The sequence below is a fragment of the Wolbachia endosymbiont of Oedothorax gibbosus genome, assembly GCF_936270145.1.
Lineage (GTDB): Bacteria > Pseudomonadota > Alphaproteobacteria > Rickettsiales > Anaplasmataceae > Wolbachia.
In genome coordinates this window covers 135707-157533 of record NZ_OW370537.1, presented here as the reverse complement: position 1 = coordinate 157533, position 21827 = coordinate 135707, and the positions used below count along the sequence as shown (strand labels likewise).

At 34.6% G+C, this 21827-nt stretch carries 20 protein-coding genes and 4 pseudogenes; 7 read left to right on the top strand and 17 right to left on the bottom strand.

What is annotated here, in order from left to right:
• Positions 1-30 precede the first annotated feature (30 nt).
• The 9 genes and pseudogenes from lipA to NBW37_RS00755 all read right to left on the bottom strand — a co-directional run bounded on the left by lipA (position 31) and on the right by NBW37_RS00755 (position 6559).
• Complete coding sequence (lipA, locus tag NBW37_RS00795; protein ID WP_250296541.1) at positions 31-894, bottom strand: lipoyl synthase; 864 nt, start codon at positions 892-894, stop codon at positions 31-33.
• Positions 887-1201, bottom strand: a complete 315-nt coding sequence (gene rpmB / locus NBW37_RS00790) for a 50S ribosomal protein L28 (RefSeq protein ID WP_006279619.1) — start codon at positions 1199-1201, stop codon at positions 887-889. The genes lipA and rpmB overlap by 8 nt, the downstream gene beginning before the upstream one ends.
• 37 nt (positions 1202-1238) lie before the next feature.
• Complete coding sequence (locus NBW37_RS00785) at positions 1239-1580, bottom strand: DUF721 domain-containing protein (RefSeq protein ID WP_038250610.1); 342 nt, start codon at positions 1578-1580, stop codon at positions 1239-1241.
• Positions 1581-1587: 7 nt separating this feature from the next.
• Positions 1588-2001, bottom strand: coding sequence for a hypothetical protein (locus NBW37_RS00780; RefSeq protein WP_250296540.1), 414 nt, complete (start codon positions 1999-2001; stop codon positions 1588-1590).
• Positions 2002-2571: 570 nt separating this feature from the next.
• Entirely contained in the window at positions 2572-3258 is a 687-nt protein-coding gene (locus NBW37_RS00775; RefSeq protein ID WP_250296539.1) for a TerC family protein, read from the bottom strand.
• A 494-nt stretch (positions 3259-3752) separates the two neighbouring features.
• Positions 3753-4182 (bottom strand): annotated as a pseudogene (locus tag NBW37_RS07830) (transposase); the annotation flags it as partial.
• A gap of 111 nt (positions 4183-4293) precedes the next feature.
• Positions 4294-4437: a hypothetical protein gene (locus NBW37_RS00765; protein WP_250296538.1), complete on the bottom strand. Its 144-nt coding sequence runs from the start codon at positions 4435-4437 to the stop codon at positions 4294-4296.
• Positions 4434-5756, bottom strand: coding sequence for a glutamate--tRNA ligase (gene gltX / locus NBW37_RS00760; protein ID WP_250296537.1), 1323 nt, complete (start codon positions 5754-5756; stop codon positions 4434-4436). Before gltX ends, NBW37_RS00765 begins: the two co-directional genes overlap by 4 nt.
• A 176-nt stretch (positions 5757-5932) precedes the next feature.
• Positions 5933-6559 carry a hypothetical protein gene (locus NBW37_RS00755; protein WP_250296536.1) on the bottom strand — a complete coding sequence of 209 codons (627 nt, stop codon included), beginning with the start codon at positions 6557-6559 and terminating at the stop codon, positions 5933-5935.
• Positions 6560-6740: 181 nt separating this feature from the next.
• On the opposite strand from NBW37_RS00755, the gene ligA reads away from it, so the two are divergent.
• The 3 genes from ligA to NBW37_RS00740 all read left to right on the top strand — a co-directional run bounded on the left by ligA (position 6741) and on the right by NBW37_RS00740 (position 11057).
• A complete protein-coding gene (ligA, locus tag NBW37_RS00750; protein WP_250296535.1) occupies positions 6741-8714 on the top strand; it encodes an NAD-dependent DNA ligase LigA in 1974 nt (657 codons plus the stop codon).
• Positions 8715-8794: 80 nt separating this feature from the next.
• Positions 8795-10021, top strand: coding sequence for a tRNA (N(6)-L-threonylcarbamoyladenosine(37)-C(2))-methylthiotransferase MtaB (gene mtaB / locus NBW37_RS00745; RefSeq protein WP_250296534.1), 1227 nt, complete (start codon positions 8795-8797; stop codon positions 10019-10021).
• Positions 10022-10076: 55 nt separating this feature from the next.
• Positions 10077-11057, top strand: coding sequence for a P44/Msp2 family outer membrane protein (locus tag NBW37_RS00740; RefSeq protein ID WP_250296533.1), 981 nt, complete (start codon positions 10077-10079; stop codon positions 11055-11057).
• On the opposite strand, the gene NBW37_RS00735 is transcribed toward NBW37_RS00740, so the two are convergent.
• Positions 11054-12562, bottom strand: coding sequence for a type II secretion system protein GspD (locus NBW37_RS00735; protein WP_250296532.1), 1509 nt, complete (start codon positions 12560-12562; stop codon positions 11054-11056). The two genes, NBW37_RS00740 and NBW37_RS00735, sit on opposite strands and share 4 nt — an antisense overlap.
• 124 nt (positions 12563-12686) lie before the next feature.
• On the opposite strand from NBW37_RS00735, the pseudogene NBW37_RS07825 reads away from it, so the two are divergent.
• Positions 12687-13073, top strand: a pseudogene (locus NBW37_RS07825) (IS3 family transposase); the annotation flags it as partial.
• Here NBW37_RS07825 and NBW37_RS00725 read toward each other — a convergent pair.
• Positions 13066-14077 (bottom strand): IS630 family transposase gene (locus NBW37_RS00725; RefSeq protein WP_250295836.1). Its coding sequence is split into 2 segments (ribosomal slippage): positions 13066-13563 and positions 13565-14077, totalling 1011 coding nucleotides; the frame shifts between segments, so codons are not numbered across the junction. The pseudogene NBW37_RS07825 and the gene NBW37_RS00725 sit on opposite strands and share 8 nt — an antisense overlap.
• A gap of 74 nt (positions 14078-14151) precedes the next feature.
• On the opposite strand from NBW37_RS00725, the pseudogene NBW37_RS07820 reads away from it, so the two are divergent.
• Positions 14152-14572, top strand: a pseudogene (locus tag NBW37_RS07820) (transposase family protein); the annotation flags it as partial.
• Between the two features lie 43 nt (positions 14573-14615).
• On the opposite strand, the pseudogene NBW37_RS00720 reads toward NBW37_RS07820, so the two are convergent.
• A pseudogene (locus NBW37_RS00720) lies at positions 14616-14783 on the bottom strand (IS4 family transposase); the annotation flags it as partial.
• 170 nt (positions 14784-14953) lie between these two features.
• Here NBW37_RS00720 and NBW37_RS00715 point away from each other — a divergent pair.
• Complete coding sequence (locus tag NBW37_RS00715) at positions 14954-16249, top strand: Na+/H+ antiporter NhaC family protein (RefSeq protein ID WP_250296530.1); 1296 nt, start codon at positions 14954-14956, stop codon at positions 16247-16249.
• 135 nt (positions 16250-16384) lie between these two features.
• Positions 16385-17557, top strand: a complete 1173-nt coding sequence (locus NBW37_RS00710; RefSeq protein ID WP_250296529.1) for an NADH-quinone oxidoreductase subunit D — start codon at positions 16385-16387, stop codon at positions 17555-17557.
• 35 nt (positions 17558-17592) lie between these two features.
• Here NBW37_RS00710 and NBW37_RS07585 read toward each other — a convergent pair whose 3' ends face one another.
• The 5 genes from NBW37_RS07585 to pstC form a co-directional block, all read right to left on the bottom strand.
• The gene (locus tag NBW37_RS07585; RefSeq protein ID WP_256466271.1) at positions 17593-17721 is read right to left on the bottom strand and encodes a hypothetical protein; all 129 of its coding nucleotides are present in this window, start codon (positions 17719-17721) and stop codon (positions 17593-17595) included.
• A gap of 23 nt (positions 17722-17744) precedes the next feature.
• On the bottom strand, positions 17745-18389 hold the full coding sequence (gene fsa, locus NBW37_RS00705) for a fructose-6-phosphate aldolase (RefSeq protein WP_250296528.1): 645 nt from the start codon (positions 18387-18389) through the stop codon (positions 17745-17747).
• A 385-nt stretch (positions 18390-18774) separates the two neighbouring features.
• Positions 18775-19119: a F0F1 ATP synthase subunit epsilon gene (locus NBW37_RS00700; protein ID WP_250296527.1), complete on the bottom strand. Its 345-nt coding sequence runs from the start codon at positions 19117-19119 to the stop codon at positions 18775-18777.
• 22 nt (positions 19120-19141) lie between these two features.
• Positions 19142-20551 (bottom strand): F0F1 ATP synthase subunit beta, encoded by a 1410-nt coding sequence (gene atpD, locus NBW37_RS00695; protein WP_250296971.1) that lies wholly within the window; start codon positions 20549-20551, stop codon positions 19142-19144.
• Positions 20552-20652: 101 nt separating this feature from the next.
• Positions 20653-21741, bottom strand: coding sequence for a phosphate ABC transporter permease subunit PstC (pstC, locus tag NBW37_RS00690; protein WP_250296526.1), 1089 nt, complete (start codon positions 21739-21741; stop codon positions 20653-20655).
• Between the last annotated feature and the right edge of the window lie 86 nt (positions 21742-21827).

The following is a 21827-nucleotide window of genomic DNA, read 5'->3' as shown; positions in this document are numbered from 1 at the left end:
AGTAAAAATTAATTTGAATTAACGCAAATGTCAACGACAGGCCTTGAGCCTGTTAAAATCTTCTTCGGCGTGGTATGATGACCGAGTGAGTGGGCTTGATGCAACCACTAAGAAACCTTTGGAGTAAGCAATGTATTTATAATGCTCAAATTCCTCTGGAGTGACATATCTATCAAGTTTTGCATGTTTTGGAGTTGGTTGTAGATATTGACCAATTGTAATAAAATCAACCTCAGCACTGCGCAGATCGTCCATAACCTGAAGTATTTCCTCTTTTGTTTCTCCAAGACCAACCATAAGCCCTGACTTTGTGAAAACTTTAGGATTAATCTGCTTTACCATCTTCAACAAATATAGTGAATGAAAATAGCGAGCTCGTGGTCTTATTTTTGCATACAATCTCGGCACTGTTTCAATATTGTGGTTATAGACATCAGGTGATGCAACAGCAATTGCTTCAAATGCTCCTTTCTTATTTAAAAAATCAGGAGTTAAAATCTCTATTGTTGTTTCTGAAGTTATCTTTCTAATCTCTTCTATGCACTGTATAAACTGACTTGCGCCACCATCTGGTAAATCATCACGATCAACAGAGGTAATGACAACATGTTTTAAGTTTAACTTTTTTATTGCTTTTGCTAAATTTTCTGGTTCATGAGGGTCTAGTTTATCAGGAATGCCAGTTGCAACGTTGCAAAATGCACAAGCACGAGTGCAAACAGAACCAAGAATCATCACAGTAGCATGACGTTTATTCCAACATTCACCAATATTTGGACATGCAGCTTCTTCACATACCGTATGTAAGTTATGCAGTTTAACGATGTTTAAAGTTTCATTGAATACTTCACCGGTCGGAGCTTTTGCTCTGAGCCATGGAGGTTTGCTATGCATCTGAAACGGCTAACTCTACCTCTTGCTTTACTAAAACTTTTTTCAACCTTCTTTTTATCTTCTGCGCTTTCTCACTTAGTTTAATCGTTCTTGTATTGAGCAAAAAAGCATCCAAATCACCTTTGTAATCTATAGTTCTCAAAGTTCTTGTTGCCACACGAAATCTAAACTTTTTATTTAATATATCACTTGTCAACGTAACCTTATGTAAATTTAAAAGAAAGGTACGCTTTGTTTTACGATTCGAATGTGATACCTTATTACCAAAAGATTTTTTTCTATTTGTTAATTCACAAACTCTACTCACTTCAATATACCAAATTATTCTATGTACTTAGATTACCTTATATAGTCAAATAGTCAATACTCTCTTGCTTAATTTTTATACCATATACTGCTTTATAACCAAAAAATATCGTAATTTTTTCTATTATAAGAGAAATCATATGCTGAATTTCCAATGCTTTACTGCCATTTGTTACTACCAGATGCAACACACCCGAATTTATATTCTGTGCATATGAGATTTTTTTCGGTTTTGTACACTCTGCTATTTCTTTCCCTACTATATTTTGCCAGTTTAAAATCAGACGTATTTCATTTTTGCTAATCTTATTTTTCATGCATTTTAATGCATAATTTTCTATTATAGACTTTAATTTTTTTGGACCGCTACGTTTGAGCATTTTTTTGCTATGAATCAGACTTTTCCATGGTTATAACATAGTGCGATGGATATTGTTTATAAGTTCCAGTAACTGCATAGGTAGCAAAGCCAGGCAACCATAACAGGTTTAATAAAGTAGCCTTATTAAAACTTTCACCCACCATCACATGTAATTGTTCATAACCCGCTTTTTTACAATCAATAGATAATAATCCTAAACCTCGCTGAATAACCACTGCTTCAGGATTAGATGTGATAGAATGGCTCGTTCCAGATGGATCACGTACAACACATCTGATTCTTTCTATTAAATTACCTTCACCATTTACTACCTTCATTTGAATTGTTTGCATAGGACCGGAGAACATTGTTGCAAAACAACCAGTAAGTAAGTTAGTTAACAGTAATATTAAAAAGATATTTCTTAATCTAAAAGCCATACAAATATAGTAGCAAAATATTCTGCATTATAAGTCAATTTTTTGTTATCCTGTTGCCTTACCATAGATCAAAAATTTCTGCACTCCAGTGCTACGTGCTGGAATGCAGCTCTACCCTCTAGCCCCACACCGTAAAAGCAGTATTTTTATGCAAAACTTATCTCAACGTAGCACTTGTCAAGATCGTTCCATTTACCAAATTTTGTGCTGTCATCTTTGCCTCATAATTAACCTTATAGCTGTTTTAATTGTAATTAGTTAAATTATTATTAACTTGCCAGGCTAGATCCAAAAAAACAATTGTGTGCTGCAGTAACAAACAAAGTAATGTTTGTGAGAAGCTTTGTTGAAGATGAAGGAAGGTCCTTCGAAATCGATTTTCAGGAGCAGGTTTCAAACTCCTATACGAAGTCATCACATTTTGTGAACCTCACCGGTGGCAGAATCTGGGTAACGAGGTCTTCTTCCTATACTCCATAATAAAAACAGAAAGTACCTCAGCAAAAGTGCCACGCGCTGGAATGACAATTAGATTTTTGCTTTATGCAGAATAGTTTTCAAAGAGATCTGCTACATTTTCCTCATGCCACTTACAACTTCTACAAGCAATGCAAACATAAATGAAGAATACAAATATCCTTTTGGTAGTTCTATGTGAAGTCCATCAAGTATGAGGTACATACCAACAAATAAAATAAATAAAATGGCGATTATTTTCAACCCTGGGTTAGATTTGATTAATTTAGCAGTATAACTTGACAAAAATATCATTGCTAATATGGAAAATGTAAATGCTGTAGCAATTATTACCATGTTATGAGTTAATGCTATAGCAGTTAATATCGAATCAACCGAAAAAACTAAATCTATTAATATAATTTGTAGCACAACTAAAAAAAATTTTGATTTAACGTTTGCCTTTGTTTTATTCTCCTTACGCACAAAAATGTCGTTCCATAACTCCATAGAGCTTTTAACAATAAGGAATAACCCTCCTGTAATCATAAGTAAATCCTTTACTGAGATATCCAGCGATGCAGCGTGAAATATAGGTTTTTGCATTGACAATATAGATGATGTAAAAAATAGTATTACAAAACGCATTAATAGCGCTAATCCAAGACCCATAAGGTGCACTCTTTCTCTCAGCGCATTTGGTACCTTATCTATTGCTAGAGAAATAAAGATTAAATTATCTATACCAAGTATAGTTTCAAGTAGTGTAAGTGTCAGTAAAGTCCAAGCATCGGCTAGCATTTTTGTCCCAAATTCGGCTCTTCTTACTCTACAATAGATGTGTAAAAATTAAATGACTTCACTCAGAAGTTTTATGCAGCTCTCCAGAAAAACAGAAGGTCATTAATTGAAAGAGTTTCTTAGGAGCGTCGAACAAGAAAAAAATCTTGTTAAACCGGAAAGAAACTATTTCTTCGCTTCCATAGCAATTTCTATATATAATTTATCAAGAAGTACTTCTGCAGTTATAACCGACTGACCAATGGTGCTTAAGTGCCAGTTTAGGAGCGTGGTTTTGGAGAAACCACTGATGGAGTCTTTGAGACTACCTCGATTAGAAGAGCGTATAATTCAACCGTTCCAAGCTAAAGTGCTTCTACATTAGAAATTATATAAGGAGGAACTTGAGATGGCAAAAACAAAAAGTAAATTAGAAATCTAATGCAGCAGGAATAGATGTTGGTTCATCTGTACACTATGTGTGTGTACCTGAGGGAAGAGATGAGCAACGTGTTCAGAAATTTGTCAGTAATACTTGATATCTCTGCCACCGATATTTTGTGATCATAAATTTCCTCAACATGTGACACTATATCTCTATAGCCCATACCACTGGCAAATGTGCTCAAAATCTTCGTTTCAAGCTCTGGTTTGTTTGCCTTTTTTTGACTATTTGTGGTTCCTTCCCTATCTCTTGGCGTCAAAAGCTCTGCGCTTGTACGTAAAGTCTCTCCCATTTCTTCGATTATTCTCTTCGCTTTCAGCCGACAAGTGGTTTTCTATTTCACCTTCCAGGCTTACCTCCAGCAACTTTTTTATAAACGGTGTTAATGCTCCATCTCTTCCTGTCAAAGGTCTTCCTTCTCGTATAGACGATAGAATATTTGCTTCCAGTTCTTTATAGTCTACCAAACCAGTAGTTTTATTTGCTATTCTTTGATTCATATGTCAAACCTCCATTTTTTTATATCAATTTATTACTTTTTTTTCGGTTTGACACACTTTTTTGAACATTCCCTTGCTAAATTTGAGATAGCTTCATAAATTTATTGTGCGTTACCTACTATCCGAAGAGCGATGCAACAAAGCCATCCCAGTGTCAGCTACTTGGATGACACCATTTGTTGTAAACTCACTTTTTCTTGATTTATCTTGTCTACCTATTTTGCCACTCTGCTGAACGGACACCTTGGTTTTCACTTTTCTTTTAACCTTGCAATGATATTTTCTTTGCCGATAAAAATTAATAATTTAGCGAGCTCTGGTCCTGTTTCTGTTCCTGTTAAAGCTGAACGCAACTGCGTAAATAGGTCTTTTGCCTTTATATCCACTGTTTGTCGAATAGTTTTGACCCATTCTGACAACGTGTTTTCATTACAATCGCCTTGAGGCAATACATTGAACGCAATTTTTATAAGCTCCTTATCAAGAATCACAGACTCTATATCGGATTTGCATATTTTCCACCACTTGGCCACCTCAGAAAACCTTTCTATATTGTTCCTTATAAAATACCAAAACTCTGAGGAGTCCACTCCAATTTGATTTAAACGGTCTTGCACCATTTCAAATGGCATTTGTTGCAGAACTTTGCTATTTAGCTTGTATACTTCACTCAAGCTGAATTGTGCAGATGCTGAGCTAAATTTTTTAATATCAAATGAGTCAATCAAAGATTGCATACAGGCGCAAGCTTCAATTGGATTGGATGTTCCGAGCTTTACTAAATAACTAACTAGCGCCATCGGTTCAATTTCATCTTCTTTTATGGATTTGATATCCAGCCCACCTTTTCGTTTCGATATCTTGTTATCATCAAAATGTAGCAGAGGAAGGTGAGCAAATGTAGGGATTTTCGCTTTTAATGCTTTAATCATTTGGATCTGAACTGCGGTATTAGTTACATGATCTTCCCCGCGTACAATATGGGTTACATTAAAGTCAACATCATCGATAGCAGAAGGTAACATGTATGTGTACATTCCATCTTCTCTTTTTACCACAGGGTCGCTGATGCTATTGGTTGCAATATTTATTTCGCCTTTAACTTCATCATTCCATTTAACAACCTCGTTTCTATCCAACTTAAATCTAAAATGTGGTCTTCGTCCTTCTTGCTCATAACGAATTTTCTCTTGCTCAGTTAGAAGCAATGCACTTCTGTCATAAACAGGAGGAAATCCTTGTTTTAATTGCAACTTTCGTTTAATTTCTAACTCTTCTCTTGTTTCATAGCATGCATAAATATGTTCTTCTTTTATTAACTGCAAAAATACCTCGTTATAGCGCTCAAAGCGCTCTGATTGCTTAAAACTTGCATCCCAATTGATACCAATCCATTTCAAGTCTTCTATGATATCATTTATATATTTGACATCTGAACGCTGAAGGTCAGTATCATCAAAACGGAGTAAAAATTTCCCATTTTGATTACGTGTGTACATCCAACAAACCAGAGCAGTTCGTACGTTTCCTACATGGAGATAGCCAGTTGGGCTTGGAGCGAATCTTGTTAGCATTTAAATAGCAATATTGTTTACTCTAATTTATTTTAATTTTATATAAATATACTGCTAAAGCAAGTGTTCCTACTCTTCTTTCTTGGCTGATCCATAGTTAGCGTTAAAGAACTACGGCTTATTGGCATGGAAAAGGCTACTTAAGTATACCGAGCAGGAACCGAGTACAAAAACTCCTAAAAATACACTAAATCTTGGTTTGCACATGTTTCATTTTCTGCCATAAGAGACAATAATTCTGCGCTCTCATGGAGACTATTTGCACCAGCTTTTAAGATATGAGATTTTGCTTCTGTAAGTTCACATTCAATCTTATCTATTTTCTCATTCAAATTTCTATGTGCATCTTTGATTAACGTATCCACTTTACCTTCTAAAAGTTTTCTTGCTTCTCCACTTTGTTCAGTGAGAAGATCATCTATTTTTTTTGTGATTTCAGGCTTTATAAGACTTTCAATTTTTTCTTCACTGTATTTTTTGACTGCTTCTTCTATCTGAGTCTTTATTTCTGGCTTCAGCAGATCTGCAACTTCTGGTCCTACATTTTTTACTGCTTTTTCAGCTGCATCTTTAGCTGCTTTTGTAGCATTTTCATTAACAGACTTCAATATATTTTTTTCTATTGCCTGAGCTTTTTTGTTTACTTCAGCTTCAGCTGCTTTTCTAGCTTCTGCTTTTAAGTCGTCACCCATTTCGGCTATTACTTGACTCGCAGCTTCTTTTGCTGTTTTGCTTATACCCAGAATTTTATCAAACATTCCTGCACGATACACTTGAGAGTTGAAGTTTGATTCGTTAGCCAAATTTTTGTAATTGTATTTTACCATAATATACTCCTTAATTTAAAAAATAATACTAATATTAGCATGTAAATATAAATGTTATATTAATATTAGCATAGTTGCTTTTTAGAGCAGTAGTATAAATTTATAACGCCTTTAAAAAAGTTCATGACTTAACGACAAGGAGCATTATATTGGTATCATGACTAACTTAGAAAAGATGAGAAAAAAACTGCAAAATCAAATTAATTATCATAATGTCTTGTATTATCAAAAAAGTAAGCCAGAAATAAGTGATGCTGAATATGATGAACTGAAAAAAAAGTTAGCTGAAATAGAGCCAGAAATTTATGCAACACAAGATAGTGTTGGTGCTCCGCCTGATGAGAGATTTTCTAAAGTGGAACATCAAGAACCTATGCTTTCTCTTGAGAATGCTTATGATGAACAAGGTGTAGAGAAATTTTTGTCTAAAATAAAGAGGTTTTTAATTGAGGACAAAATAGAGATATTATGTGAACCAAAAATTGATGGGTTGTCGTTTTCTGCAATTTATGAGGATGGAAGATTTGTTAAAGCTGCAACTCGAGGTGACGGTTTTTTAGGGGAAGATGTCACTCACAATGTTGCAACAATAAAAGGCTTTCCTAAGTTTTTGCAAGGTGTGCAAGGAAGACTAGAAGTAAGAGGTGAAATATACATCGGTAACAGCGACTTTTTAAAGTTAAATGAAAACAATGAATTTGCCAATCCTCGAAATGCAGCCGCTGGTTCTCTAAAGCAATTGGATGCAAACATTACAGCAAGCAGACCTCTTAGATATTTTGCTTATTCTTTGATTGGCGGAGCAGAGAAAAGTCAAAGTGAAATACTAAATAAACTTGAGGTACTTGGTTTTTGCGTAAATGAGCATCGTTCCTTAACAAGTAGTTTGAATGGAATGCTGAAGTTCTATAACGAGATCTATAATTGTCGCTATAACTTGGATTATGATATTGATGGAATAGTATATAAAGTAAATGATTTGGTACTACAAAATCGTCTAGGGAATACTCACAAAGCACCGCGCTCAGCACTTGCGTACAAGTTTTCTGCGGTTTATGCAAAAACAAAGTTAAATAAGATATTTATACAGGTGGGTAGAACAGGAGTTTTAACTCCAGTTGCAGATTTAGTGCCAGTCAATATTGGTGGGGTGCTAGTTAGTAGAGCAAGTCTGCATAACCAAGATGAGATAAAACGTAAAGACATAAGAGAGGGAGATATTGTAACAATCAAAAGGGCAGGGGATGTAATTCCCCAGATCGTTGAAGTAAGCAGAGATTCTCGTCTTCCAAATACACCTGAATTTGTGTTTCCTGACGTATGTCCTGAATGTGGCAGTAAAGTGCAGATTGAAGGAGTGGCAGTAAGATGTCCTGAGGAATTTGCTTGTAAAGCTCAAATAATAGAAAAACTAAAGCATTTTGTATCGAAAAATGCATTTGATATTGTTGGCCTTGGTGATAAGCAGATAGAGTTTTTTTACGACCTTGGTCTGATAAAACAAATCCATGATATTTTTACTTTAGAAGAAAAATTGGATGAATTTAATCTGGAAGAACAGCCTGGTTGGGGCAAAAAATCAATAGCTCATTTATTAAATGCTATACAAAGCAGAAGGATAATAACTCTAGATAGGTTTATATTTTCTTTAGGTATTAGATTTATTGGCCAAGTTGCAGCAGAATTGCTTGCAGATTATTATGTTTCTTATTATAATTGGTATAATTCGATGTCATCAGATAATACTGAGCTAGTCAGTATAGACGGCATAGGAAAAAAAGGGGCTGAATCTTTGGAATCATTTTTTTCTGAGGAACGCAACATCAAAATGTTAAATGATCTTACTGCTTGTCTTCAAATTCTTCCTGCGAGCTCCAACTCTAGCGGTTCTGTTTTAAATAATAAAATTATAGTATTTACTGGTAAGCTACTTGCTATGAGTAGAGGAGAGGCAAAAGTAAGAGCCAAAACTCTGGGAGCAAAGGTCAGCTCAAGCCTCTCTGCTAAAACTGACTATCTAATTGCAGGAGAAAAACCAGGATCCAAATATAAAAAGGCAGTGGAATTAGGTGTGAAAATTTTAGATGAAGATCAGTGGCATAAAGTGATAAGTTCGGGAGTGTTCAAGTGACATTTGATAGCATTAAAACAATGGTCATTTTGCTTGGATGTGTGATATAATTTAAATTGTAAGGTCTAAAAAATACTAGCATGAATGAAGTGATAACATTTGGTTGTCGTCTAAATTTTTACGAGAGTGAGTTAATCAAAGAAGCATTAAAAAAAGCAAAGAGAGAAAATGTTGTTGTGGTGCATAGCTGCGCAGTAACAAACGAAGCAGAACGCCAAGTAAAGCAAAAAATACGTAAGATCTATAAAAATGACCCAAGTAAGGAAATTATCGTTGTTGGCTGTGCTGTTCAGTTGGATCCTGAAGCGTATAGCGATATTCCTGGTGTGAGTAAAGTGCTGGGCAATCAAGATAAGCTAAAAGCTGAAAATTACTTACTAAATGACGATAAAATCTTAGTCAGTGATAACCAAGTAGAACCTGTTCTAATTAATGGATTTGAAGATAAATCAAGGGCGTTTATTGAAATTCAAAATGGTTGTAATCATAGCTGCACATTTTGCTCAATTACTGAGGCAAGAGGGAACAATCGATCTGTGCCAATAAACAGTATTATAGAGCAAATTAGAATCTTTGTAGAAAATGGATATCAAGAAGTAGTGTTTACAGGTGTTGATATTACTGACTTTGGTACAGATTTGTTTGCTAAGCCATCACTTGGTTCAATGATTAGGAGAGTTTTAAAGGATATACCAGAGTTGAAGAGGCTAAGACTTTCCTCTATCGATGTTGCTGAAGTTGACGATGAATTAATAGATTTAATAGCTAATGAGTCAAGACTTATGCCTCATTTACATTTGAGTCTACAATCTGGTAACAATTTAATACTAAAGAGAATGAAGCGTCGTCACAACAGGGAACAAGTGATAGAATTTTGTCATAAAATGAAGAGCTTGAGGCCTAATATAGCATTTGGCGCTGATATTATTGCTGGATTTCCAACAGAAACTGATGAAATGTTTCAGGATACAGTTGATCTACTAAAAAAAATAAATGTAGTTTATCTACATGCTTTTCCATATTCAGAGCGGAAAAATACACCTGCTGCACGGATGCCACAAATATCAGAGGATGTGCGTAAAGAACGAGTAAAAAATTTAAGAGAAGTAAATAAAGAAATGATGAGCAATTTTTATCAATCTTTGCTCAGCACCGAGCAAAGCGTTCTGGTTGAGCAAAATCATATCGGTAGAACAGAAAATTTTGCATTAGTAAAGCTTGAATCAAAAGCTCAAGCCAAGAGTATTGTGAAAGTTAATGTTAAAGGAGTGGAAAATAATTATCTAATCGGAAGTATCTTACCTTAATTTTTTGTACATTAAAGAAATATATGATATAGTAGTTATACTATAAATAATAATTATGGGTTCATTTGTTATAACTAAAATATCTATTACTTTATTTTTGATTTTCATTCCATGTGTCTATTTTTTTATTACTTATACCAGTAATAATACACACATTGAGCAAATACAACCCTTAAAACTAGAAACAGACAATAATGAAAGTGTAATACGTTCTGAAGAGGTTACTGAAAAAGAAATACTAATAAATGATTTAAAATATCAAGAACTTGAAAGTAGTCCTATTAAGCAACCTTCTATTCTCCAAGTAGCTAATCAGAAAAATATGTGGTCACGCATTCCAGATCGAGCTGATAATGAGCAACTCACAAAAAAAAAATCGAAAAAACTTAATTTTTATGTTAGGGCTAACGGTGGTAAGGTATACCATGATAATTCAGAAACATTTGTAAAGGGTATAAAAGCAATAGGAGAAAGATTTATTAGTTTAATCAATGCAGATGATCCTAATAGTTCTTGGATAGAAAATGCAATATCAGGGTTAATAAAAAAGGGATTAGTAGATGAAATTGAGAGTATACGGCAGTTTAACGGTAAAATTGATTTCCAGTGGCTCAGCAGCATATCTTTAGGTTACTATGATGGGGAAAATGGCCGAGTTGATTTTGAAACCATGTATTCTAAAGTCAATATTGAAAATAGTAATTCTCCTCCGGTATTTGATAAATCAGCAAGTGTATTTGCGTTTTTGTTAAACTTCTATTATAATCCCAGCATTCAGGGTACACAATTTGCTCCGTACATCGGTCTTGGTATAGGGCCAACAGTTTTTAGATTAAAAAGGATTAGTGGGTCACCCCAAAATTCAATGCCACTTAATGTTCCTTGGTTTGCTTATCAAATAAAACTTGGTGTTGATTATTCAATAATCCCAGAAGTAAAAACCTTTCTCGGCTATCGTTACTTTAGCGTTCCGATACCTGTTGCAGATGACATATCTACTCACAATATTGAAGTTGGTCTGATATTTAATTTTTAGTAATTATTCAACATATACAAATTCTCATCTTTTCTGTCTAGCAAACCAAAAGTTGGTACTATTGTTGCTTTTAAAAAGATGACGGTTTCTACTGTTCTAATGTTATTCGCTAGCCTTTTTGACTTCCGGTGCAATAAGCTTTGCTTATCTTCTCTATGCTCTATAAGCCCACCGATTACCATAATTTCACCGCTCTTAATTTTTAACATAGAGTTCATTTCTCTGATTTCAACAATTGGAATGTCGCTATTTAATTTCATTCTATTCTGCTGTGCGACGTACTCTATATCTGGATCTTTAGTGTAGCCGTTAATTCTTGATAAAGTTGGGTGTATATCCATGAATATTTCACTAGTATCAATGTTAATGCTTGGGTGAATTATTAGCACAACACCTATTGGAACGCTATTCATCTTGGTAATCAAGGTCTGATTAGAGTTTCTAGTATCTTTTTGTATATCGGAAGTAAAATAAATATGGTTTTTGGTAAATGAAATCATCGCTTGCTGATTATTTATAGCATGTACTCTAGGACTTGAAATTACAGTTGAAGTGCCAAATTTGTCTAAATTTTTTACTAAGTTCACTAAATCACTCGCACCAAAGCTCATTGCTAGATTAATGATGGAATTATCGTGATCCATTGTAGACTTGGCTCCATCATGTAGATCATTTAAGTTTATACCAGAAAGATATTTGTCATCTAACACAACTTCAACTATTTTTGCCTCTATCATTACTTGAGAAGACGCTAATTTCTTAACCTTATTAATATATTCTTCAACAGCTTTATGGATATCTTTTCTAGCATTCAAAATAATAACACCAGCTTCTCTGTTGGATGAAAGGAATTCGCCATCATCCACCCCGTTAACATCGATTATTGCATTCAAGCCTTTTTCTAATGAATTCCATAAGTCACTACTGTATTGAGACTTCATAACATTGTTATAGTCCCTATCAACGTTACTTCCATCACTGCTCGTAATATTGTTACTAATGACGAAACTGCTTTGAGCAGAATGTTGAATATTAATGAAGTCTACGTAATAATTTTGCGCGTATGGCAAGTCCTGCTCAATTCTAATTACACCGTTACTTGTTGAGTAACGCAGTTTGGCGCTGTTGGCTATACTCTGCATTACTTCGTTTATATTCTTATCTTTTAGCTTTAAAATAATATTACCTGATATTTTTGGATCTATATCCAGGTTAATGTCAGAAAGTTTCCCTATCTCAATCAGCAAATCCTTTACTGATACTTCTTCACTAACATTAATAGAAATAAGCTGACTACTGGTCGTGAGATCAGGAAATTCTATTGGTAAAGGCATAATTTCTGGTATTGCCGGTTCATTAATCTCCAAAGAGGTGTTATATTGTTGCAACGAGTGCTCACCTATATCATGATGATCTTCGTTGTCTATGTTAGTCGGATGTTGCTTAGTAGGCAGGTGTGTGCAAGAAATAATAAAAAGAAGCATTAAGCATTTAAAAATAGCCATTAGAATAGCATACGAAATCTATACTAATAGATTTCTATAAAAATATTAAAAATGTATTTAATTTCGTTTTCATCGAACAGATAATTGTCATATATTAGCTTGACCTACACTGGCTATAGCTATTGATTTACAGAAAGAGTTAACAAGAGAAAGAGACATTTTAAAAAAAGCCCTGGCCAGTCAAAAAGAGTAAAATATTTTTTTATATAGTAAACACCATAAAGTGCAGGTGGGGTTTTGAATTAGTGGCTACCATAAGTGGACTACAAGGAAAATAAGCAGTAGCAAATAAGGAGTTATTAGCAGATATTCAAAAAAAGTTTCTAAATGTAGATATGGAGCTCCTAAAATTCATGCTGAATTAAAGGCTTTGGGTAAAAGTTGCAACTTAAAAACAGTGCAAAGTATTATGCAGAAAAATGGCATTTGGGCTATATTGAGAAGAAAATTTAAAGTTAAGAAACAACAAACGGACAGTAGCTTCCAATATATTATACCAACCCTCATAAATAACTAGACAAATAATTCACAGAGCAAATGGTTTTGATCGAACTTTCCGTAATATCTCGAATAAATTCAGATACAGCATTTTCAAGTAATTTAATAGAGTCATACATCTTGTTCTTTATTATATTTTCCTTTAAATGTTGCCAAAATCTTTCCACAGGATTGAGCTCAGGCGAGTACGGCGGCAAATAAATTATGGTGATATTTTCAGGAGTTTTTAAACCTTTAGACCTATGCCAACTTGCGCAATCCATGATAAGAAAAGCTTCTCTAGTCCCCAAATCTTTCGACATCTGCTCCAAAAATATGTTCATGCAATCTGTGTTTACATGTGGAGCAAGTAGGCTAATATCCTCTCCATTCCTGGGATTTACAGCGCTGTAAAGATAGAAGTTTTCTCTTCCGATTTTTACTTTAACTTGTGTTCTTGAGCCCTTTTTAAACCATCCATGTCCAACTTTTGAGTGCGTTCCAAATCTCGATTCATCGAAAAAAAACCTCCTTTTTCCGGTTCTTTTCCACAATTTCATTGAGATTTTTTTTGAACTCCTCTTGTTTGTTTTTGTCTTGTTTATAATGTGCTGGACGAGGTGTGATATATGTAAATCCTAGCTTCTTCATAAGCCTTCTCGCCGTTGACTCACTTACTTTGATAGCTAACATTCCTTCAACTATACCTTGCAATTTTTTAGCAGTCAGATTTGCCCCATCTTCTTCTATTACCTCTCTTATTTTTTCCTTCTTCTCCTCGTTCAGTTTTGGTTTAGGTCCTCGCCCTGGCTGTATTGCAAACCCAATAACACCTTTTTCTTTAAATCTTGCAATCCATTTCATTAATGTCGTTCTCGTAATTCTATATATTTTAGCAACTTTTGAGATACCATACTCCTTTGCTGATATTATTGCTTGTAACCTTCTTCCTATCTCTCCTCTTATTCCATATTTTTTTAATTCTAACTTGCATTGATTATATAGTTCTTCTCCTATTGCTTTACTTTTTCCTGCCATAAACTACATATTTATTCTTTCTAGCCTCAATTATTTGTAGTTTTTACTATTTGTCTATCTATTAGTGGAGATTGGTATTAGACCAAAACTTTATTGTCGATCAACCAAATAAAGTATGGGTTTACTTATATAAAAACCAAGGAAGGATGTTGGCAGGATCTATATTCACGCATATGAGCAGTTCAATAAATAAACAATTGGTTATGATTAATGGCCGTGTAAACCTGCTGAAAATCTACTATTACATAGTGATCAAGGTTCACAATATACTTCATCAATATCTCTTATCCACAAAAAACATAGATGAGTCATAAAGGTTGTTGTTACGACAATTCTGTTGTGGAAAAGTTCTCTAAAAAGGGAGTGACACCTCTTGGCACTCTAAACAGCATATCAAAACTGCTATATTTGAATATATAGAAATTTTTTATAACAAACAACGTCACTATTAACTATTGCATTCCTGAGCATTTTGATTCATCATTTCCTTTGTGAAAAACATTCCAAACTTTCTCTCCTCTTTTTCTTGGTAAGGTCACATTGTTTCTACGCTACAATTATCAACCCCTATATTACCCAAGACCATCGCTTTTATGAACGATAGCTTTCTCTTTCTTTTTATAAACCTTGTTGTAATTGAGATTTTGTCTGCTTTTTCATTAAAAAATTCTTTGAGCTTTTTTGATAAGCAAGTTATTTTATTCATTGGTTCTCTCACTAAAAGTATATCTGGGAGAACTTATACCTTATTATTCTATCTCTTTCACACCTTTATTTCCTTAACTTGACGCGTATGCTTTTTTGAACATTCCCAGTGAACCAAACTTGCTTAAGACCACTTAATTAGTTATAGTTGTAAGTTTGAGGTACAGTAAAATGACAGCTTTTGTCCCTTTGATTATTTTTTTAATCTTGTACCTTGGAAGTGGTGCTTATTTTTCTTTTATCGGAACTGATAATCCACTTCATCAGGTTTCACCAGTAATCTGCTTATTACCAGCACTATTTTTTGCTGTCTCACGTGGTACAAATAAAATTCAGCATAACATCGATACTGTTATCGAGGGCATGGGTGACAAAAGCACCCTTACTATGTGTTTAATTTTTCTATTTTCTGGAGCATTTTCTGCGGTTACTCAATCAATTGGTAGCGCAGACACTGTTGCTAATTTAATTCTTAATTTCCTTCCAGCACGATTACTACTTCCTGGAGTATTTTTGGCTTCTGCTTTTATTTCAACTGCAATTGGCACATCTATGGGAGTTGTTGCGCTGATGGTACCTATAGCTGTTAATCTGGCAAAAAGTGGAGCTTTTGGTCTTGAAATAGGAACTGCAACTGTAGTAGGTGGTGCCGTGTTTGGCGATAACCTTTCGATGATATCTGATACCACCATTGCATCTGTTTCTTCACAGGAAGCTTCAGCAAAAGATAAACTTAAAATGAACTCTAAAGTTGCACTTATTGCCAGCATTATAACACTCATCTACCTAGCAGTTGCCTCAAATAGTACAAAAATTATTTCTATATCAAATTTAGATTATTATTCTATAACAAAAATTATTCCTTACATTTCTTTAATAATCATGGGGCTGCTTGAAGTCGCCACTTTAGTAACAATAACTATAAACATAATTATTGCTGGTGTGCTAGGAATAACTTTTTTTGACTATGCTATCATTCAATTTCCTCATGACGTGTATGACGGTTTCAAAAAAGTAAACGAAATAGTGATATTTGCTCTATTTATTGGTGGATTGAGCCATATAATGTACAAGCAAGGTCAAAAAGCGTTGCATAAACTCATCGATGAAAGCAATATCACAAAAACTAAAGCTGAATTTGTGATAGCAGGAATTGCGTCTATGTTTACTACCTTAGTTGCCAATAATACCATTGCTATTTTACTAAGTGGTGGCATTGCAAAAAGGCTTGCACAAAAACACAGTATTGCGCCACATCGCAGCGCATACTTATTAGATGTTTTTGCTTGTGCTACAAAAGGTATCTTACCTTATGGTTCCCAACTATTGCTAGCAGGTAGCATCGCCTCTGTATCACCTATTTCTTTATTAACACAGGTATATTATTGCTTTATTCTAGCGGCAGTTACAATAGGCGAAATAATCATCAACAGCAGAAAAGAGAAACATTGTGCGGCTGCAACTTAGAGTTTCTCTTTATCAGTGCGTTTTATAAGAAACGGAATTACTTAACACATAATGACAGTTGTGGCCTATGCAAGAAGTCTATTGACTTTGAGCGCACTTTAGCCTATACAATTTCAATATCTTAAACTGTCAAATATGCCCGATCTAAAGACAATGATGTTAAATTTTGGACCTCAGCACCCAGCTGCACATGGAGTGTTGCGTCTTGTTTTAGAGATGGATGGCGAAGTGATTGAAAGAGCTGATCCTCACATTGGGCTTTTGCACCGTGGCACTGAAAAATTAATAGAACACAAAACGTATCTTCAAGCTTTGCCTTATTTTGATCGTCTTGATTATGTATCACCAATGTCACAAGAGCATACATATTCGTTATGCGTTGAAAAATTGTTGCAATGCGAAATTCCGATCAGAGCAAAGTATTTACGTGTTTTATTTTGTGAACTGACGAGAATACTAAATCATTTACTGAATGTCTCTTCTCAAGCACTTGATGTTGGAGCAATGACTCCTCTTTTATGGCTCTTTGAAGAAAGAGAAAAAATATTGGAATTTTACGAAAGAGCTTCAGGCGCAAGGTTTCACGCAGCTTACATAAGACCAGGTGGAATTGCAGCAGATATTCCAGAAGGCTTGATTGAGGATATTGCAAAGTTTATAGAGCAATTTCCAAAGTATATAGACGATGTTGATGAGCTTTTAACAGAAAATAGGATATGGAAGCAACGCACCGTAGGAATCAGTGAAATATCAGTAGCACAAGCACTTGATTGGGGCTTTAGTGGACCAATGCTGCGTGCTGCTGGGCTTGCTTGGGATTTGCGAAAAAGCCAGCCATATGAGATATATGATCAACTGGATTTTGATATACCTATTGGCCAAAATGGTGATTGTTATGACCGTTATCTAGTTAGAATGGCAGAGATTAGGCAGTCTATTAGTTTGGTTAAGCAATGTATAGAGAAAATGCCTGAAGGGCCAGTAAAAACTGAAGATAGAAAAATTTCTCCACCGCCAAGGGAAGAAATGAAAAAATCTATGGAGGCCATGATTCATCATTTTAAACTTTATTCAGAAGGGTATCGTGTACCAGAAGGTGAGGCTTATGCAGCCGTTGAGGCACCAAAAGGCGAGTTTGGAGTGTATATAATTTCAGATGGTACCAATAGACCTTATAGATGCCGAATAAGAGCACCTGGCTTCGCACATTTACAAGCCTTGGATTTTATGGCAAAGGGTCACATGCTCGCTGATATTGCAGCAATTATTGGTTCACTCGATATAGTTTTTGGTGAGATTGATAGGTAACTCAACTGATGATCTTCTATCAAAATTGTACAAATTCATTGCCATTCCTTTAATTCAGCGTTCTCTATCTTTATAGCCTTATCTTCTGCTTTTAAACTTTCATTCTCTTTTTTCAAGTTTACCTTATTTGCCGCTATCCTAAATGGGTACCCTAAACTTGCCAATCTTTATGTTCATTTGTAACCGTTTATTGTTTTGCACCCCAGTCTTTTTCAAATATTGCTAGCCCTTGGTCAGTAAGCGGGTGGTTAATTAATTGTTTAAGTACTTTTGCTGGCACAGTAATTGAATCAGCACCAAGTTTTGCAGCCTCTATTACATGTGCTGGGCTTCTCACTGACGCAACAAGAACTTTAGTATCAAACCCGTAATTAGAATATATAGTGCATATATCTTCTATGAGCGATAAGCCATCATAGCTTATATCATCAAGACGACCAACAAAGGGAGAAATAAAACAAGCACCGGCCTTAGCGGCAAACAGTGCTTGTCCAGGAGAAAAACATAATGTGATGTTAACAGGTATTTTATGCTCTGTCCACAACTTTTTACAAGAAATTAATCCTTCATATGTAAGGGGCAATTTTACCACAACATTATCAGCGATTTCCGCTAACTTAAGGCCTTCTTTAACCATATCTGCATGGTTATTTGCAACAACTTCAACACTAACAGGCCCCTTGATAATAGAGCATATTTCACGCACTAAATCCTCGTATTTATCTTTACGCCCGGACTTTGCTATTAAAGAAGGATTAGTTGTTATGCCATCAATGAACTCTTTTAGTTCTTTAATTTCATTTAAATCAACGCTATCAAGAAAAATTTCCATATTAATCTCCTATTAAAAAACTATCTTTACAAAACATTGTCATCTTTGAAGGCAAAAGTACAAAAATGGTGTTATCCCAGTGTCTGCTACAGAACTGCACGAACGTTCAGTAAGGCAAGGTGTCATTCCAGTGCGTAACAGTGAAATCCAGCCTATTTCATCATAGAAATTGTTTTTGACATATGTTCCTAGAATCCCCTGCCAATTGCATAATTTACAAATATTTTTACACCTAGATCCCAGTGTCACACACTGGGATGACAAAGGCAAACACTGGAATGACAGGAAAGAGAATATTGGATGACAGAAAAAAAAGCACTGGGATGACAAAAGTTGGGCTACTCGGATGATAAGAAAGTGATAACCGACTTTTTGCCTAAAATAACTAAGAAAGAAACTTCTCATCAAGATAACTTAAATATATACCAACTCTCTTATTTTCAAATGATCTCTCATTATGGATTAAATGATCAAAAATCTGAATTTGATTTGTTATAATGCTACAATTATTATTTGCAACTTCTAATATGCCATTGTCAATTACAACTTTTTTTTCCGTTTGGTTATTCATTTTAACAGTAATTATACCAGGCAATAAATAAATTAAGTAAGGAGCATGGTGAGCTAAAATCATAATCTCCCCTTCGAGCCCAGTTACTGAAAGAGAAACCACTCCACTGAATGAAATTTGATCATCAGGAGAGAAAAATTGCATTTTAAAAGTATTCATAATCTTTAACTTTTATTTAGCTTCAGCTTGCAGCCTTTTTTATTGCTTCATCTATATTCCCCACCATATAAAAAGCAGCCTCTGGTAAGTGATCATATTTGCCTTCAACAATCCCTTTAAAACTGGAAACAGTATCAGAAAGTGAAACAAATTTGCCAGGCATACCAGTAAATACTTCCGCAACATGAAAAGGTTGAGAAAGAAATTTTTGAATCTTACGAGCCCTATCAACAATAATTTTATCTTCATCAGATAGCTCATCCATACCAAGTATTGCGATAATATCTTGCAGTGATTTATAAGTTTGCAATATACGTTTCACCTCAGAAGCTACCTTATAATGTTCTTCACCAATGATTTCAGCAGATAAAGACTGAGAAGTTGAATCAAGTGGATCAACAGCAGGGTATATTCCCATTTCAGCTATTTGCCTTGATAACACTGTGGTGGCATCAAGATGAGAGAATGTAGTTGCTGGAGCTGGATCAGTTAAATCATCTGCAGGAACATATATAGCTTGCACAGAAGTAATAGAGCCAGAAGTTGTTGAAGCTATTCTTTCTTGCATTGCACCCATATCAGTTGCAAGGGTTGGCTGATAACCAACAGCTGACGGTATTCTTCCAAGTAAAGCAGAAATTTCAGAACCAGCTTGTGTAAAACGGAAGATATTATCCACAAAAAATAGAACATCTTGGTTTTCACGGTCACGAAAATACTCCGCCATAGTAAGCGCCGTTAAAGCAACTCTAGCCCTTGCTCCAGGAGGCTCATTCATCTGACCATAAACCAAAACAGCTTGAGATTTTTCATGCTCATTTATATTTATTACATTTGAAGTGATCATCTCGTGATAAAGATCGTTACCTTCACGCGTTCTCTCCCCTACCCCGGCAAACACAGAAAATCCTTTATGAGCTTTTGCTATATTATTAATTAATTCCATTATCAGGACTGTTTTACCAACACCAGCTCCACCAAATAAGCCGATTTTACCACCTTTCAGATAAGGTGCAAGAAGATCTATAACTTTTATTCCCGTAACTAAAACTTCTTCCTGTATTCTCTGTTCAGTAAAACTTGGAGGTGCTCTGTGTATAGGCTCTAAGTTATATTTTCCCTTCAGTGGACCACACTCATCTATAAGCTCTCCAACAACATTAAAAATCCTTCCTAAAGTTGAACGCCCAATTGGCACCGATATTGGTGCACCTGTATCAACAAATTCATCCCCCCTTGAAATGCCATCTGTGCTATCCATAGCAATACAACGAACTATATTGTCACCTATATGCTGCGAAACTTCTAAAACCAGCTCCTTATCCTTATATTTTAGTTTGCTTTTTAAAGCATTAAATATTCTAGGCAATTCACCTTCAAATTTTATATCAACAACTGCTTGCGTTACCTTAATCGCTCTACCTATATTCATCTCTTTATTTTTATCACCTAACACTATAATTCCATAAAAGAACTTCTAAAAAAAATAAATCTTATATTATTAATAGAAATTTTGCAACATTAAAACGCTTACTAGTTACGCTTCATTACAAACAATGCAAATGCATTCAATAGCCAAGTAATAACAAACAACACTAAACTAAGCGCATAAGCAGCAAGAGTTTGTACACTATTGAAATCCTGATCTCCGGTAAGTAATGTAGCAATCTGCACGGTAATGGTAGTAACTGAATTAAGAGGGTTAAAAGTCAAATTTGCGTTGATTCCCACAGCCATTAGCACAATCATTGTTTCACCTATCACTCTTGAAATTGACAATAAAATTGCACTTAAAATTGTAGGCATTGCATAAGGTATTGTTATATGCCATATAGTTTCCGCTGGAGTTGCGCCAAGTGCCATGAAGCCATAACGCAAGCTTTTTGGAACAGATCTTATGGCATCTTCGAGTAAAGAAATAATAAAAGGAAGAATCATTATCCCAATCGATAAACCAGCAACTAAGGCACTTTCTGAGTGTATACTTAAACCAAAAAAATTTGCTACCTGCTTTATAAAGAAAGACAAAAACACAACTGCGAAATATCCATATACAACCGTAGGAATAGCAGACAAAACTTGCAAAGTTGTATTAACAATATAACGCACTTTCTCACTCGCATATTCACTAATATATATTGCAGAAAATAAACCAAACGGAACGACAACTAACATTGCCATAACAGTTGTAAGTAATGTGCCAACTAAAAGCGGGGCTATACCAAAACATCCTATCTTTTCTTCACTGATAGTGACTATATTGTGGCTCCATTTTAAGCAAAACAAGAATTCTGAAACAGCTACTTTATTAAAAAAATTAATGGATTGAATAAAAATAGATAGCATTATAAATAAAGTGATAAAAAACGATATGGCCAAAGCCACAAATAACGAAAGTTTTATTATCTTATTTCTTTTATTTTTAAAGATAAAAGCAAGCATGAAAAAAAGTAACGCTATAAAAATAGAAGTTACAAAACAATTGTTATAGAGTATTAACAACCAAGTTAGCATCCATACACAACTAAGATATAGATAAGATTTAACCTTATTTACCTTTTGAAACCTACTAAAACAAAATAAAAGGATTAGTAAGACAGGTATGATTATCACCGAATTCATTTTCCCATGCATCAAATTTTATTCTACGAAAATGTCATACAAGTTCACCATTATTTGACAATAAAGTAAAACAATTTAAAATAAAT

Excerpts from the sequence above, each read along its gene's own strand:
- lipA (WP_250296541.1), bottom strand. The coding sequence starts at position 894 with ATGCATAGCAAACCTCCATGGCTCAGAGCAAAAGCTCCGACCGGTGAA.
- NBW37_RS00785 (WP_038250610.1), bottom strand. The coding sequence starts at position 1,580 with ATGCTCAAACGTAGCGGTCCAAAAAAATTAAAGTCTATAATAGAAAAT.
- NBW37_RS00780 (WP_250296540.1), bottom strand. The coding sequence starts at position 2,001 with ATGGCTTTTAGATTAAGAAATATCTTTTTAATATTACTGTTAACTAAC.
- NBW37_RS00775 (WP_250296539.1), bottom strand. The coding sequence starts at position 3,258 with ATGCTAGCCGATGCTTGGACTTTACTGACACTTACACTACTTGAAACT.
- gltX (WP_250296537.1), bottom strand. The coding sequence starts at position 5,756 with ATGCTAACAAGATTCGCTCCAAGCCCAACTGGCTATCTCCATGTAGGA.
- ligA (WP_250296535.1), top strand. The coding sequence starts at position 6,741 with ATGACTAACTTAGAAAAGATGAGAAAAAAACTGCAAAATCAAATTAAT.
- mtaB (WP_250296534.1), top strand. The coding sequence starts at position 8,795 with ATGAATGAAGTGATAACATTTGGTTGTCGTCTAAATTTTTACGAGAGT.
- NBW37_RS00740 (WP_250296533.1), top strand. The coding sequence starts at position 10,077 with ATGGGTTCATTTGTTATAACTAAAATATCTATTACTTTATTTTTGATT.
- NBW37_RS00735 (WP_250296532.1), bottom strand. The coding sequence starts at position 12,562 with ATGGCTATTTTTAAATGCTTAATGCTTCTTTTTATTATTTCTTGCACA.
- NBW37_RS00715 (WP_250296530.1), top strand. The coding sequence starts at position 14,954 with ATGACAGCTTTTGTCCCTTTGATTATTTTTTTAATCTTGTACCTTGGA.
- NBW37_RS00710 (WP_250296529.1), top strand. The coding sequence starts at position 16,385 with ATGCCCGATCTAAAGACAATGATGTTAAATTTTGGACCTCAGCACCCA.
- fsa (WP_250296528.1), bottom strand. The coding sequence starts at position 18,389 with ATGGAAATTTTTCTTGATAGCGTTGATTTAAATGAAATTAAAGAACTA.
- NBW37_RS00700 (WP_250296527.1), bottom strand. The coding sequence starts at position 19,119 with ATGAATACTTTTAAAATGCAATTTTTCTCTCCTGATGATCAAATTTCA.
- atpD (WP_250296971.1), bottom strand. The coding sequence starts at position 20,551 with ATGAATATAGGTAGAGCGATTAAGGTAACGCAAGCAGTTGTTGATATA.
- pstC (WP_250296526.1), bottom strand. The coding sequence starts at position 21,741 with ATGAATTCGGTGATAATCATACCTGTCTTACTAATCCTTTTATTTTGT.